The organism is Pseudomonas sp. CFBP13509 (genome assembly GCF_005233485.1).
Classification (GTDB): Bacteria; Pseudomonadota; Gammaproteobacteria; order Pseudomonadales; family Pseudomonadaceae; genus Aquipseudomonas; species Aquipseudomonas marginalis.
The window spans coordinates 268570-283808 of the sequence record NZ_QGAA01000004.1; the positions used below are offsets into that span (position 1 = coordinate 268570).

The window sequence follows — 15239 nt, forward strand, 5'->3', positions numbered from 1 at the left end:
AATACCATGGGTGTGTTCGACTATAAAAACCTCGGAGCCGAGGGCTCCAAAGCGTTGTTCGCCGATGCCATGGCGATCACGCTGTACGCCTATCACAACCTGGATAACGGCTTTGCCGTGGGCTACCAGCACAACGGCCTGGGGCTCGGTTTGCCCGCCACGCTGGTCGCTGCACTGCTGGGCAGTACGGATTCCCAGGGCGTGATTCCCGGCATTCCCTGGAACCCGGATTCGGAGAAAGCCGCCTTGGAGGCCGTGCAACAAGCCGGTTGGACGCCCATCAGCGCAAGCACCCTGGGCTATACCGGCAAGGTCGACGCCCGAGGCACGTTCTTCGGCGAAAAAGCCGGCTACACCACAGCCCAGGTCGAGGTGCTGGGCAAGTACGATGAAGCCGGCAAGCTGCTGGAAATCGGTATCGGTTTTCGCGGTACGTCGGGCCCTCGGGAAACGCTGGTCAGCGACTCCATTGGCGATCTGGTCAGCGATCTGCTCGCAGCGTTGGGCCCCAAGGATTACGCGAAGAACTATGCCGGTGAAGCCTTTGGCGGCCTGCTCAAGAACGTCGCCGACTACGCCAGTGCCCACGGCCTCAGCGGCCACGACGTAGTGGTCAGCGGCCATAGCCTGGGCGGCCTGGCGGTCAACAGCATGGCCGACTTGAGCAGCAGCAAATGGGCGGGTTTCTACCAGGACGCCAACTACCTGGCCTACGCCTCGCCGACCCAGAGCGCTGGCGACAAGGTGCTTAATATCGGCTACGAAAACGACCCGGTATTCCGTGCGCTGGACGGATCATCCTTCAATTGGTCATCGTTGGGCGTGCATGACAAACCCCATGAATCGACCACCGACAATATCGTCAGCTTTAACGACCACTACGCTTCGACGCTGTGGAATGTGCTGCCGTTTTCCATCACCAACCTGCCGACCTGGATCTCCCATTTGCCTACGGGTTATGGCGATGGGATGACGCGCATCCTCGAGTCCGGGTTCTATGGGCAGATGAGCCGCGACTCGACGATTATCGTCGCCAACCTGTCCGACCCGGCACGCGCCACCACCTGGGTGCAGGACCTCAACCGCAATGCCGAACCGCACAAGGGCGATACCTACATCATTGGCAGTGACGGCAATGACCTGATCCAGGGCGGCAAGGGCGCGGACTTTATCGAGGGCGGCAAGGGCAATGACACGATCCGCGACAGCAGCGGGCATAACACCTTTTTGTTCAGCGGGCAGTTTGGCCAGGACCGGATTATCGGCTATCAAGCGACGGACAAGCTGGTGTTCAGGGACGTTGAGGGGAGTGCGGATTACCGTGATCACGCCAAGGTCGTGGGCGGGGATACGGTGATCAGTTTTGGCGCGGATTCGGTGACGTTGGTGGGGGTGGTTGGCTTGTCGGGGGAGGGGATTGTGATCGGTTAAAACGGTGGGAGGGGGCAAGCCCTCTCCCACATTTGATCAGTGCGGGCCGCTGGAAATCAGTCTTCCTTGCGCACCGTGGCCACATCGTCGGCTTTGACGCGGATGCGCTTGCCGGCGATATCGGTGAACTCATAAAACCCGTCGGCCGTCTTGGTTTTTGGAGAGTCCTTGGTCAAATACTGCGTGCCATTTTGCAGTGTCACTACGGTTTGCGTCGCGCAACCGGCCAATACCAGAAAAGTGAGTGCAACCAGTGGCAGCCCCAAATTCTTCATGTTCATAACCCTTACCTTTAACCCTGAAAAATCCCACGCCAGGGACGCGGGCGACAAATGTTACGCCATCGACTCCCCATCTGATCATTTTTATGCAAAAAGTTGCGTGTGCCATTTATCTATTACCGATTGCAACACCGCATTTACGACGGCACTCTGTATGCATAACCAGTATTCGACCAATGCGTACCATGGCCAATCCCCTCGAAAACCCGCTCTATTACCTGCATAACTTCCGCCAGGTCCTGCATTGGCTGGGGCAACGCTATGCCGATCTGCTCGACCCTGACGAAGAGCATTTCATTCAGCAATTCGACAGGTTGCCGCAAGCCTCCCAGGCGCTTTTGGTGCGCATGGTGATGCGCAAGGGCGTGCATTTTCGTGCGGGCAAGCTGCACTACGTGGAGATCGGTTGCCCCCATGCCGCTGCCGCGCCTTTGCGGGAATTGGGATGGGTGGACGACAACCACCTTCTGGCATTTGAAGCATTATTCGCCTTGCTGCAAAAAGGCGAGATTCTCAGCACCTTCGCACCCTGGATCGACCAGCCCAAGGGCAAGAAGGCCGATTGGCTGGAAGGGTTGGCGGCACAGTTCACCGACACGCGCCGTTTCGCCGACTGGTGCCCGGACCTGGCCGACACGCTGTACAGCCTCACCGTGATGGAGTTATGCGACCGCCTGCGGCTGATGTTCTTCGGCAACCTGCACCAGGACTGGTCCGAGTTTGTCCTCGCGGACCTGGGCATCTACACCTATGAAAAAGTCGAGTTCTGCGCCGAATCGCGGGGGTTGCGCAGCCGCGCCGACGTGCACGGTTTTCTATTCCTGCACCAATGCCAGCAGGCGTTTGAACGCGGTGAGGCGCTGGCGCAGGTGCTGGCTGAAGTGGCCACGCTGAACACCGACAACCCCTGGCTGGAAAAGCGCCGGGCCAAGCTGTTGTTCCAGCTCGGCCAGTATTGCGAGCGCGGTGCCGAGTTGGACCTGGCGCAGCAGATCTACCGCACCTGCGCCTACCCCGGCGCGCGCGCGCGGCTGATTCGCGTGCTGGAGCGCCAGGAGGATTACGCCCAGGCCATGGCCCTGGCAAGCATCGCGCAACAGGCACCGGAAAGTGCCGCCGAACAGCAACACCTGTTGCGCGTCATGCCCCGTCTGCGCCGCAAGCTCGGCGAACCCCGGCTGCCGACGCTCAAATCCCGTGAAGTCACACGCCTGGACCTGGAACTTGCGCTGCCGGAGCCGTTGATGTCGGTGGAATCCTGTGTCCAGGCCCACCTGAGCGCACCTGATGCACCGGTGCACTACGTCGAGAACGGCCTGATCAATTCGCTGTTCGGCCTGCTGTGCTGGGATGCGATCTTCGCACCACTGCCGGGTGCGTTTTTCCACCCGTTCCAGCGTGGGCCGGCGGACCTGCACAGCGAAGACTTCCACGCGCGCCGCGTCCCCCTGTTTGACGCGTGTTTTGCGCAACTACAGGACGGGCGCTACACAACCACCATCCGCCAACGCTACCTCGATAAGTGGGGGATCCAGTCGCCCTTTGTGTTCTGGAACCTGCTCAGTGAAGACCTGCTGGAACAAGCCTTGGCCTGCCTGCCCGCCGAACACCTGCGCTACTGGTTCGAACGGTTGCTGCTGGATATCCGCGCCAACCGCGCCGGCATGCCGGACCTGATCCAGTTCTGGCCGGCGCAGAAGACCTATCGCATGATCGAGGTCAAGGGCCCTGGCGACCGCCTGCAGGACAACCAGCTGCGTTGGCTGGAGTTCTGCGGTGAATACCAGATGCCCGTCACCGTCTGCTACGTACGCTGGGCGGAGCAACCCGCTTGAGCTACAGCGTAGCCGTGCGGGCGCTGTGCGAGTTCACCGCCAAGGTCGGCGACCTGGACCTGCGCTTTACCCCGTCGCCCAGCGCCCAGGAAGGTATAGCGGGCCATCGCACCGTTGCTTCGCGACGCAGCGCGCACTACCAGAACGAAGTGGCCCTCGAGGGCGACTACCAGCAACTGAAGGTGCGGGGCAGGGCAGACGGCTATGACCCGGACGCCAACCGCCTGGAAGAAGTGAAGACCTATCGAGGCGACCTGGCTGCCCAGCCCGCCAACCACCGGCAACTGCATTGGGCCCAGGCCAAGGTGTACGGCTGGTTGATGTGCCAGAAGCTTGGCCTCACGGATATCGACGTGGCGCTGGTGTATTTCGATATCGTCGGCGAAGGCGAAACCCTGCTCAATCAACGTTTCCAGGCGGACGAGCTGCAAGCGTTCTTCAATCAGCAATGTGCACTGTTTCTCGGCTGGGCCCGCCAGGAAATGCAGCACCGTGAAGCGCGCGACGTTGCGGCGCAGACCTTGGGTTTCCCCCATGCCGATTTTCGCCCCGGCCAACGCACTCTGGCCGAGTCGGTGTACAAGGCCGTCAGCACCGGCCGTTGCCTGATGGCCCAGGCCCCCACGGGCATCGGCAAGACCATCGGCACGATCTTCCCGCTGCTCAAGGCCCTGGCGCCCCAGCAACTGGACAAGGTGTTTTTCCTCACCGCCAAGACCCCCGGTCGCCAACTCGCCCTCGATGCAGCCAAGGTGCTGCATGCCAGCAGCGACCTGCCCCTGCGTGTTCTCGAGCTGGTGGCGCGGGACAAGGCCTGCGAGCACTTGGACAAGGCCTGTCACGGCGACGCCTGCCCCTTGGCCAAGGGCTTCTACGACCGTTTGCCCGCCGCCCGCCTTGCCGCGTCCAAGGTCCGCCTGCTCGACCAACACAACCTGCGCAATGTCGCCCTCGATCACAGGGTGTGCCCCTATTACCTGAGCCAGGAAATGGCACGCTGGGCCGACCTGGTGGTTGCCGACTACAACTACTATTTCGACTTCGGCGCCATGCTCTTCGGCCTGGCCCAACTCAACCAATGGCGCGCTGCCGTGCTGGTGGACGAAGCCCACAACCTGGTGGAACGTGCGCGCTCGATGTACAGCGCGAGCCTCGACCAGTACAGCCTGAAGATCCTGCGCGACACCGCGCCCGAGCCGCTGAAGAAACCCCTGCAGCGCCTCAACCGCGAATGGAACGCCCTGCACAAAGACCAGGTCGCGCCGTACCAAGCCTATGCCTCCAGGCCGGACAAACTGCTCCAGGCCCTGAACCTGTGCACCAGCGCCCTGGGTGATTACTTCAACGACCACCCCGAAGCCCTCAGCGGTGACCTGCAAGCCTTCTACTTCGAAGCGCTGCAATTTACCAAGGTCGCCGAGCTGTTCAACGAGCACTTCATCTTCGACATCAGCAAGCGCCAGCTCGGCGGCAAACGCAGCAGCTCGACCCTGTGCCTGCGTAACGTGGTACCCGCCGAATTCATCCGGCCGCGCTTGACGGCAGCCCGCAGCAGCGTGTTGTTCTCCGCCACATTGAGCCCACGCCACTACTACGCCGACCTGCTTGGGCTGCCGACGGACACGGCTTGGGTCGATGTGGAATCGCCGTTCAAGGCCGAGCAACTGCAGGTACGCATTGTCGACGCAATCTCCACCCGTTTCGTGCATCGCCAAGCCTCGCTGGCGCCGATTGTCGAGCTGATCGCCCGCCAGTTCGCCCTGCAACCGGGTAACTACCTGGCGTTTTTCTCAAGCTTTGATTACCTGCAACAGGTGGCGCAACTGCTCGCCGAAACACACCCGCAGATCCCGTTGTGGCACCAGTCGCGGGGCATGGCCGAGGCCGAACGCCAAGGGTTTCTCGACCAATTCACCGAACATAGCCAAGGCATCGGCTTTGCCGTGCTGGGCGGCGCGTTTGGCGAGGGCATCGACTTGCCGGGCACACGCCTGATCGGCGCATTTATCGCCACCCTGGGGTTGCCGCAACTCAACCCGGTCAACGAGCAGATAAAACTGCGCATGGCGGCGATTTTTGGCGCAGGGTACGACTACACCTACCTGTACCCCGGCATCCAAAAGGTTGTGCAGGCGGCGGGGAGGGTGATCCGCAGCCAGCACGACCGGGGTGTGGTGATGTTGATGGATGATCGGTTCGGGGAGGCGCGGGTCCGCCAGTTGTTGCCGGAATGGTGGACGGTTTATTGAGCTATTCCTGCCATCAATAATGCTGGTTCTTGCACAACGGATCCCCCAGGCTAGGCAAAAACCTCCAGGAAAGGCCCCGCCCATGAGCCAACTGCCCCCGCAAAAGATCCCTGTAAACGGTATTGAACTATGGGTGCATGTCGCGGGGCCGGAACAGGGCCGCCCCATCTGGCTGCTCCATGGGTTTCCCGAGTGCTGGCACTCCTGGCGTGAACAGATACCCGCGCTGGCCGCCGCAGGCTACCGGGTATTTGCCCCTGAAATGCGCGGCTACGGCCAATCCAGCGCACCCGCCGAGATAGCCGACTACGACGTGATGACCTTGTGCGGCGATATCCAGCAGGCCATGGACCATTTCGGGCACGAACAGGTCGTGATGGTCGGCCATGACTGGGGCGCCGTGGTGGCCTGGCACCTGGCGTTGCTCGAGCCGGAGCGCGTCACTCGGTTGGTCACGATGTCCGTGCCTTTCGCCGGGCGTGCTCGGCGGCCGGTGATCGAGATCATGCGCGAGCTGTATGCCGACCGCTTCAATTACATCCTGTATTTCCAGGAACCGGGTGTAGCCGAGCAGGAATTGGATGCCGATATCGAACGCACCTTGCGCCTGTTCATGCAGGACCAGGATGTGTTTCTACAGCAGAAACCGGCCACCGCCACGTTGCTTGAGGGCACTTCAACGCCCGGTGCATTACCGCACTGGTGTACACAGGCAGACCTCGACGTGTACGTGCAAACCTTCGCCGAACACGGCTTTCGCGGCCCGCTGAACTGGTACCGCAACTTCGAGCGCAACTGGCAGCGCACCAAACTCCTCGCCGGCCGCCAGGTGTTGCAACCGACCTTGTTCCTGATTGGCGACCGCGATCCGGTGGGGGTGTTTGAGGCCCATACGCTCAAGCGCATGCCTGAGTGGGTGCCTGACCTTGAACTGCATAGCCTGGCCAACTGCGGTCACTGGATCCAGAACGAGCAGGCGCAACGGGTCAATGCGCTGGTGCTCGAGTTTTTAGGGCGGGTCCGGTCACTTGACTGATGGTCAGCAGTCGCATATCGCTTTCGCCATTCTCAGCCCTGGTGCCGACGACATTAGTCTTGTCTCCACACCAGTAGAGCAAACAACATTAGATAAAGTCTGTTAGACCCGTCTGAAGCGAATATCGTCAATTTCATAGTCGTTACCATAGCTGGTAATTACATGGCTATTAATATAAAGCGTCAGTGTTTCGCTGTTGGCCGTCAGTGTTCCTGATAAGGTCAGCCAATTAACCAGATCTAAAAGCTTTGCTGGAGTTGTAAGTGATCCTTGAGAGGTACTTAGAGAGAGTGACGGGGGTTCAAATCGCCCGTCGAATCTCCTGGCTTTTATACTGAATTCGTACAGCTCATTCCGCCTTAAGTTGTTAAAAGTCTGACTGAAAATAACACCGCTTTTATCGCCGGGGGGATAGGTGTAGTTATGAAAAATCGTATTTTCTGCGTATGTTCTGAACTCGATATCCTGCTTGTTACTGAGTGCTATTCCCGGCAACCATCCGTTTAAATTACTATTGTGGAAGTCGGTGATATGGTCGAGTCCCGTACGAATACGCAACGCGAGAATCGGTGAAAATCGTCTGGGAACATTAGCCCGGGCCAAACTGTATTTCAGCCTTATGGATCTATCCAGGTTTCCAGTGATGAAGTTCCGTGCGATAGGGATTTCCAGTGTTTTCCCTGCCTGGTCATTATTTAACGTCACCTGAACGGAGGTGCTGATGACATCTCCATCCAAATCCAACTTAATCACATCACCGCCCAGACTGTCGGTAAGCGGCAGCGTAACCATCAAGTGGGGGCCAAAATTATCCGGGTCCAGATAGTTACCCGAAGCGCTTTCAACCCTCACCGCTGGCAGTGTTCTTGTGGGTTCGCCCACTTGCAGCTGAAGACGTTGGGATTGCCGATGGGGTGACTGGTCGATGCGTTCGTAATACACCTCGACAGGCAATGTATTAAAGCGCCTGACTTGTGCATTCGGAACGGTAAATGAAAGTTCCCGGTCGTCCGGAATAGGTCCCAGCACAAACTCTTCAGCAAAGTTAACCGAGTGTGCGGCCCATACTATTCGGATGCGTGTGGTGGCGGTCCAGCCAAATTGGGCACGGTATTTAACCGTGGCATTTGAGTTTGGATTCAATTCTCCGTCTGGCGCTTCTACGATGCTCGGTGCGGGCCAGGCGATGAACTCGCCCTTAACCGTTACCCGTACTTTTCTTGACGGCAACCATACATCATCTCTGGCCTTATAGAGGTTGTAGTACATAATTGCAGTGCCGCCGACGATTGCGCTGACAATTTCGTTGGGCACGTCGAAGTCTTCGATGAAGTTGACAAGGTTGACGTCTCTCTCCTCACCATGGAAAAAAGGCAAGTTATAAGTGTCTCGGCCCTCCCATTCAAATGCAATTTTGTCGTTGCGCTCGAAAAAGTCGTTATCGATGAATATCTGGACGACCTGTGCAGCATCACCCAACTCATCAAGTTCAACGGTTTCTCCGGCTTGCTTAAGGAACGGTGGCCGTGGCCGCAAGAGCCCGAGGTTGACTTCTACTCGCTGTGTCTCCGACCAGTTCGATTTGGAATCGGGATCAGCCGGGTAGTTACCGCCCACATCCTTGATTTGCATGGCCACCGGCATGTTCACGTAATGAGGGTTCTCTTTGATCTGCTCGGGGGTAATTAACATTTCAAATGCCCGTTGCACCTCACTGGCCGTCACCACGTGTTCGATGAGCGTGGAGCCCCAGGCGATACGGCAGGTGTCCCACTCGGCCATATTTTCCCAGGGGTGGATTTCGAGCACTACACCGCGATTTGCCCGGGCCATATCCACGTGGCTGCCGGCCTCCAGGTCGGCAGGCAGAAAAAACACCAGGCCCTGGTTGCCGTCGGCGTCCGGGTTGGGGTCAGGGTAACCCGGGCGACTGCGTTTCACCCTGAGCTTCAACGGTTTGGTTTTAGAGCGGTTGCCGCTGGGGCGCTGGATCAGGCAATAGACTTCGGCCCACTCCGGCAGAATTTGCTCTTTATTCACCGTGAGGCTGAAAAACCGGTTCCCCAGGTTGTCCGGTTGGATGATGAGGTAATCCACCGGGGCTTCAGGGTTGTTCCAAATCAGGTAGATCTCCGTGTCCAGCACTACCCCCGGGAACGCCAGGAGCAGCACCTCCAGATTATGTTCCACATGCCGTGCGCCCAGTGCGCCGTCAGACTGGGTATCCCCTTCGGGAGGGGGTTCGATACCGCTGATCAGGACAGGGCCTAGGTCGTGGTCATTGCGGGGACGGCGGGCCGAGGTGTTGGTTTTACGGGACATGGTCAGACCTCCGGAGCGAGACTCGAAGTTAATAGGTATCGATGCACGCAAGCGTCAGATGATTAGCCGTATTTCGAAGAATTATTCGCTCATTTCATTCACCGGCGATGGGTTGCAGCTGGCAGTAGCGTACTTTTATTACCACGCTCAGCATCGACGTTGCCGTTATTGGGCATTACCCACACAAGCAGCTTCGAATAACGGACGGGTTGGCCTCGTCGTATAAGGCTGTAATACACCCGTACGATTTCCCCCTCCTCAAGGTCATTCACTGGGATCGGAATGTGCAGTTCCCGGCCAGCCGTTTCGGAATCCAGTGTGTTCGGTACCGTGGTTCTCGATTGGTCACCAATCCACTGTAATGTCACGGCGTCTCCGGGCTCGGTTTCGGTAAAAGGCAGTATCACCAGTACTTGCTGTTCGGTACGGCTGTCTTCAACCCGTGCCTGGGGCAGCGCGCTGGCAGGCTTGCCTATCTGTAATTGCAGGCGCAGCGACTCACGGCTTGATGGCCGGTCCGCGCGTTCGTAATACAGCTCGGTGAGCAGGGTATTGAAACGTTCGATATGCCCGCCGTCGACCTTGAATACCAGGATGCGATCCGGGGGGATCGCCCCCAGCGTGTATTCCTGGGTGTAGATCACCGAGCCACCCACCCACACCAGACGAATCCGGGTCGACGCCGCCCATCCGTCGGGAGCGACTATGACCACTGTCGCCTCAGGAACACTCGGATCGAGATAGCCAGCCGCGGATTCCTGAACCCGGGGCGCCTGCCAGGGACTGGCGGCCCCGCGTACGCTCACACGCGTCTTCATCGAAACACGCACATCGTCGGTGTTCAGCGAATGAAGGCTGCAAGACAGCATTGAGACGCCGCCGCCCAGGGCCTTGACTCTTTCATTCGGGACATAGAACTCCATAAAGCTATTGGTGCGCTCGACGGTCTTTTCCTCGCTGTAGGGCACAGGAAAGTTCTCTGCGTCTCGACCCTCCCAATCCAGGCGTACTCGATCGCCTTTTTTGAACACCGTTGGATCAAGGAACAGTTTGATCTTCTGCGCCGCGTCCCCGAGCCGTTTCAAGTCGATAACGTCTCCTGGCTGCTCAAGAAAAGGTGCTTCAAGTGGCCGAGTACCGAGGTCCACATTTGCCCAGGTTGGTGGTGACCAATTTGCGTCCGATTCGGGGTCGAAGACCGGATAGTTGCCCACGGCATCAACGACCTGCATGGCGATGGGCAGGAAAGGGTTGCTGCCGGCGGCACGGATGGCGCTCTCATTAACCGTTACCTGGAACCGTCTGCCGACCTCCCTGGGGGTTACCACACGACTGATAAGCTGCGAACCCCAGGCAATTGTGCAGGTATCGAATTCGGCCATGTATTCGTAGGGCTGGACTTCAAGAACGACTCCAAGCCTGGCCCGTTCGGGGTCTATCACTGCGCCCGCCTCGAGATCTTCGGGGAGGAAGAACACCAGTCCTTGATGGCCCGGTTTGTCAGCGTCCGGGTCTTCTTTGCCGGGACGGTTGAGCTTGATCCGAAGCCTGAGCCGGTTGGTGTCGACGAGGCCGTTTCCGGGCTCCTCAATGGTGCAGTAGGCAGTAGCCCACTCCGGCAGAATGTTTTCCTTGGACACGGTCAATGTATGCACCGGGTTATTCGCATTGCTCTCGTCGATAATCAGGTAGTCCTCTGGCGTCGGGCCGTTCCAGTACAAGAATATCTCTGTGTGCAGCGCCAACTTGTGCTCGGGGAAAAGTAACGGCTTGAGATCATGCTCGACATGCCGCAGTCCAATGCACCTGTCAGGTTCGGTGTCCTCCTTGATAGGCATACCCAGGTTCGAGATGTACAGCTCGGATTGTCTATCGTCGACTGTACTTCCAAGCTTTCTTTCAGGAGCACGAGACATCGTGAATCCTCCACATGAAAGGGTTGAAAATCGATCAGGCAGCCGCGTGATGATCATCTTTACGGTATGTCTTCGAATCCGAAAATACCTCGGCGAGCAATGCGCAGCGTCACCACACCGGAATAGCGCTGTGGAACACCGTTACGGTTGACCTCCCAATAGACTTTTACGATGTGATTGAGGTTGTCCGATACATACTTCGCCGGGACTTTGATTCGAGCTTCACCGGGCGTGGAAATATGCATCAGCATGACAATGCGGTTCACCGGGCCAAACCAGTGCAGTCGAAGATGCTGGCCGACAGGCGGGTCAGGGATGGTGACCCAGACGCCCTCCGGTACCAGGTCCGGATCAAGGTAATGGCCGGCAACCTTATCGACTACCGGAGCGGCCATGGGCTCCAACGGTTTCCCCACCAGCAGGCTTTTGCGCGCAGACTCACCCAGCAGCCGCCCATCAGTACCATTGACCTCGTAGTGCATTTCGGAAGGGCGCCCCTCGAATCGCTTGATTTGGGCCACGGGCAGTACGAACTCAATGATGTCGTGCTCCGGGCGCTCACCTGCACTGCGGGTGAAGCGGTATTCCACGCTGCCGTCTCGGTCAGGCAAGAGCCAGACCAGTGTGATCAGGTCCCACGGCTTCCAGCTGGCCTGGTAAGGCACGTAGGCTTGCCCATCTTTCGGTACCGGACGTATTTCAGCGAAGGGCATGGTGTCGATCACATAGGGCGCTGGCCACAGAACCGTTGCACCTTTGACACTCACGTAGGCAGCTTGCGAATACATCGTCGTTGAACCGACATATTTGCGCAGGGTGTAATACAGCTTGGCATGCCCCTGGGCCAGACCGTCCATGAACGCAGGAGGGATCGAGAAGTCATAGATCGCGTTGATCCGGTCCACTGGGCGTTCCTCGCGGTGTGTGACAGTGTTTCCTTGAGCATCGGTAGCCCTGAAGACAAATTCCAGGGCATCTCTCGTCTCGAAGTAATCCGCTGAAGCAAACACCGAAGCCGTGACGGATTTGCCTGCCAGCTTCTCCAGGTCAATCACCCCGGTTTGCGGGTCAACCTCGGCGCTGTAAGGCTCTCTCAAAATATCGCGTTGTGCATATACCCATACCTTGCTGACGGCAGACCAGCGTTCAGCCGGGTCAGTAAAGTTACCGGTATGCCCGCGCACCTGAAGCCTCACGTTCAGTTCTCTGCCGTCGCGGGCGGCCATGACTGTCCTGTAAGGCACTATCAGGTTGACCGCATGGTTCAGATCTGACTCGGTGAGTAAATAGGTAACCTGTTGATCTCCCCAGCACAGCAGGACCTGGTCTCCCGCAGCCGCGTGGGCGTAAGGCATCAGCGTGATTTCGATATTCTCGAAGGCCCTGGCCTCACTGACGCCGTTAACCAGCACATCGTCAGGCAGATAGATGACCAGTCCCTGGTGCCCTGGCTTGGAAGGGTCGGGGTCGTGGCCGCCCGGACGTGCAAGGTCAACCCTCAAGCGCAGGGGCAGGGTAGACGCGCCCGAGGCGTTGATTCGGCACACCAAGGGGTCTATCCATTGAGGCCGGATACTGGCTGCCGGCAGGAGAATTGGCAGCCATTCACGCTGGGTATCCCCGGGCATGACAAAGGCGTGAGCGACGGGAAGGATAGGGTCGTTGCTGAACAGTTCGAGCAATTGACCGGGTGACGTGCGTGAACTGGTTTTCACGTAGACAACCTGTGGGGTTTCGATATTCCTGAGGCCCAGGTTGCCGTCAACCCCTACATCACCGGCCGCGGCCGGATGGAGCCTTGGGATGTAAAGATCGCCTAGTTCGGCGGTGGGCGCAGGGGGGGCGACGTTGGACATGTAGTGACTCCTTTCTATGAAACAACGGGTAAGACACCGAAAGGCAAAGTTCGGGCTAGAGGCGTCTGAAGCGAATATCGTCAATTTCGTAGTCGTTACCACTGGTAGTCACTACATGACTATTAATGTAAAGCACGACGTAAGAACTGTTAGCGAGGAAACGTCCCGAAAGGGTTCGCCAGTTTACTAAGTCGGTGAGTTGGGTTGGAGCTGTGACAGCGCCTTGAGTGCTACTTAGAGAGAGTGAAGGGACTACGTATAGGCCGCGGAACCTTCTGGCTTTCATACTGAATTCGTATTGATGGCCTGGTATCAAGTTGGCAAATCCCTGACTGAGGATTACCCCGCTTTTATTGCCGGTGGTATTTGTAAAGTTATGGAAAACGGTATTGGCGCCATACTTTCTGAACTCGATGTCACGTCCTCCATTGACTGCTGGGCCTGCTACCCATCCGTTTAAGTTGCTGTTGTCAAAGGTGGTGAGGTGGTCGAAGCCTGCGATTACGCGCAACGCGAGAATCGGTGAAAATCGCCTGGGAACATTGGCCCGGGCCAAACTGTATTTTAGCCTTATGGATCTATCCAGGTTTCCAGTGATGAAGTTACGTGCGATAGGGATTTCCAGTGTTTCCCCTGCCTGGTCATTATTTAACTTCATCTGAACGGAGGTGCTAATCACATCTCCATCCAAATCCAACTTAATCACATCGCCGCCCAGACTGTCGGTAAGCGGCAGCGTAACCATCAAATGGGTGCCAAAATTAGCCGGGTCCAAATAGTTACCCGAAGCGCTTTCAACCCTTACCGCTGGCAGTGTTCTTGTAGGCTCTCCCACTTGAAGCTGAAGACGTTGGGATTGCCGATGGGGCGTCTGATCGATGCGTTCATAGTACACCTCGACAGGCAATGTATTAAAGCGCCTGACTTGTGCGTTCGGAACAGTAAATGAAAGTTCCCGGTCCTCGGGAATGGGCCCCAGCACAAATTCTTCAGTAAAATTAACCGAGTGCGCGGCCCATACTATTCGGATGCGTGTGGTGGCGGTCCAGCCAAGTTGGGCACGATATTTAACCGTGGCATTTGAGTTTGGATTCAATTCTCCGTCTGGCGCCTCTACGATGCTCGGCGCGGGCCAGGCGATGAACTCGCCCTTAACCGTTACCCGGACTTTTCTCGACGGCAACCATACATCATCTCTGGTCTTATAGAGGTTGTAGTACATAATTGCAGTGCCGCCGGCTATTGCGCTGACGATTTCGTTGGGCACGTCGAAGTCTTCGATGAAGTTGACAAGGTTGACGTCTCTCTCCTCGCCATGGAAAAACGGCAAGTTATAAGTGTCTCGGCCCTCCCATTCAAATGCAATTTTGTCGTTGCGCTCGAAAAAGTCGTTATCGATGAATATCTGGACGACCTGTGCAGCATCACCCAACTCATCAAGTTCAACGGTTTCTCCGGCTTGCTTAAGGAACGGTGGCCGTGGCCGCAAGAGGCCGAGGTTGACTTCTACTCGCTGTGTCTCCGACCAGTTCGATTTGGAGTCGGGATCAGCGGGGTAGTTACCGCCCACATCCTTGATTTGCATGGCCACCGGCATGTTTACGTAATGAGGGTTCTCTTTGATCTGCTCGGGGGAAATGAACATTTCAAATGGCCGTTGCACCTCACTGGCCGTCACCACGTGTTCGATGAGAGTGGAGCCCCAGGCGATACGGCAGGTGTCCCACTCGGCCATATTTTCCCAGGGGTGGATCTCGAGCACTACACCGCGATCTGCCCTGGCCATATCCACGTGGCTGCCGGCTTCCAGGTCGGCAGGCAGAAAAAACACCAGGCCCTGGTTACCGTCGGCGTCCGGGTTCGGATCAGGGTACCCCGGGCGACTGCGTTTCACCCTGAGCTTCAACGGTTTGGTTTTAGACCGGTTGCCGCTGGGGCGCTTGATCAGGCAATAGACTTCGGCCCACTCCGGCAGGATTTGTTCTTTATTCACCATCAGGCTGAAAAACCGGTTCCCCAGGTTGTCCGGTTGGATGATGAGGTAATCCACCGGGGCTTCAGGGTTGTTCCAAATCAGGTAGATCTCCGTGTCCAGCACTACCCCCGGGAACGCCAGGAGCAGCACCTCCAGATTATGTTCCACATGTCGTGCGCCCAGTGCGCCGTCAGACTGGGTATCCCCTTCGGGAGGGGGTTCGATACCGCTGATCAGCACTGGGCCCAGGTCATAGTCATTGCGGGGACGGCGGGCCGGGGTTCTGGTTTTACGGGACATGGTCAGGCCTCCAAGAGGGGCGGTGTGGCTGATAGAAA

Annotated in this window: 9 protein-coding genes; 4 read left to right on the forward strand and 5 right to left on the reverse strand. The window is 57.7% G+C overall.

Annotated elements, in window-relative coordinates; genetic code table 11:
* Positions 1–6 precede the first annotated feature (6 nt).
* Positions 7–1431: a polyurethane esterase gene (locus PspCFBP13509_RS09075; protein WP_074846770.1), complete on the forward strand. Its 1425-nt coding sequence runs from the start codon at positions 7–9 to the stop codon at positions 1429–1431.
* 56 nt (positions 1432–1487) lie between these two features.
* On the opposite strand, the gene PspCFBP13509_RS09080 is transcribed toward PspCFBP13509_RS09075, so the two are convergent.
* Positions 1488–1712 carry a YgdI/YgdR family lipoprotein gene (locus PspCFBP13509_RS09080; RefSeq protein ID WP_027605784.1) on the reverse strand — a complete coding sequence of 75 codons (225 nt, stop codon included), beginning with the start codon at positions 1710–1712 and terminating at the stop codon, positions 1488–1490.
* A 185-nt stretch (positions 1713–1897) separates the two neighbouring features.
* Between PspCFBP13509_RS09080 and PspCFBP13509_RS09085 the strand changes: the two genes are divergently transcribed.
* From PspCFBP13509_RS09085 to PspCFBP13509_RS09095, 3 genes are all read left to right on the forward strand, one after another.
* Positions 1898–3547, forward strand: coding sequence for a VRR-NUC domain-containing protein (locus tag PspCFBP13509_RS09085; protein ID WP_137211917.1), 1650 nt, complete (start codon positions 1898–1900; stop codon positions 3545–3547).
* Complete coding sequence (locus tag PspCFBP13509_RS09090; RefSeq protein WP_137211918.1) at positions 3544–5796, forward strand: ATP-dependent DNA helicase; 2253 nt, start codon at positions 3544–3546, stop codon at positions 5794–5796. The genes PspCFBP13509_RS09085 and PspCFBP13509_RS09090 overlap by 4 nt, the downstream gene beginning before the upstream one ends.
* A gap of 82 nt (positions 5797–5878) precedes the next feature.
* Positions 5879–6832, forward strand: a complete 954-nt coding sequence (locus PspCFBP13509_RS09095; protein WP_137211919.1) for an alpha/beta fold hydrolase — start codon at positions 5879–5881, stop codon at positions 6830–6832.
* 102 nt (positions 6833–6934) lie between these two features.
* Here PspCFBP13509_RS09095 and PspCFBP13509_RS09100 read toward each other — a convergent pair whose 3' ends face one another.
* From PspCFBP13509_RS09100 to PspCFBP13509_RS09115, 4 genes are all read right to left on the reverse strand, one after another.
* Positions 6935–9154 carry a hypothetical protein gene (locus PspCFBP13509_RS09100; protein WP_137211920.1) on the reverse strand — a complete coding sequence of 740 codons (2220 nt, stop codon included), beginning with the start codon at positions 9152–9154 and terminating at the stop codon, positions 6935–6937.
* Between the two features lie 98 nt (positions 9155–9252).
* Positions 9253–11070, reverse strand: a complete 1818-nt coding sequence (locus tag PspCFBP13509_RS09105) for a hypothetical protein (RefSeq protein ID WP_137211921.1) — start codon at positions 11068–11070, stop codon at positions 9253–9255.
* Positions 11071–11129: 59 nt separating this feature from the next.
* Positions 11130–12926: a hypothetical protein gene (locus PspCFBP13509_RS09110; RefSeq protein ID WP_137211922.1), complete on the reverse strand. Its 1797-nt coding sequence runs from the start codon at positions 12924–12926 to the stop codon at positions 11130–11132.
* Positions 12927–12981: 55 nt separating this feature from the next.
* The gene (locus PspCFBP13509_RS09115; protein WP_137211923.1) at positions 12982–15201 is read right to left on the reverse strand and encodes a hypothetical protein; all 2220 of its coding nucleotides are present in this window, start codon (positions 15199–15201) and stop codon (positions 12982–12984) included.
* Positions 15202–15239 lie beyond the last annotated feature (38 nt).

Coding starts and splice junctions, on each gene's coding strand:
- PspCFBP13509_RS09075 (WP_074846770.1), top strand. CDS start 7: ATGGGTGTGTTCGACTATAAAAACCTCGGAGCCGAGGGCTCCAAAGCG.
- PspCFBP13509_RS09080 (WP_027605784.1), bottom strand. CDS start 1,712: ATGAACATGAAGAATTTGGGGCTGCCACTGGTTGCACTCACTTTTCTG.
- PspCFBP13509_RS09085 (WP_137211917.1), top strand. CDS start 1,898: ATGGCCAATCCCCTCGAAAACCCGCTCTATTACCTGCATAACTTCCGC.
- PspCFBP13509_RS09095 (WP_137211919.1), top strand. CDS start 5,879: ATGAGCCAACTGCCCCCGCAAAAGATCCCTGTAAACGGTATTGAACTA.
- PspCFBP13509_RS09100 (WP_137211920.1), bottom strand. CDS start 9,154: ATGTCCCGTAAAACCAACACCTCGGCCCGCCGTCCCCGCAATGACCAC.
- PspCFBP13509_RS09105 (WP_137211921.1), bottom strand. CDS start 11,070: ATGTCTCGTGCTCCTGAAAGAAAGCTTGGAAGTACAGTCGACGATAGA.
- PspCFBP13509_RS09110 (WP_137211922.1), bottom strand. CDS start 12,926: ATGTCCAACGTCGCCCCCCCTGCGCCCACCGCCGAACTAGGCGATCTT.
- PspCFBP13509_RS09115 (WP_137211923.1), bottom strand. CDS start 15,201: ATGTCCCGTAAAACCAGAACCCCGGCCCGCCGTCCCCGCAATGACTAT.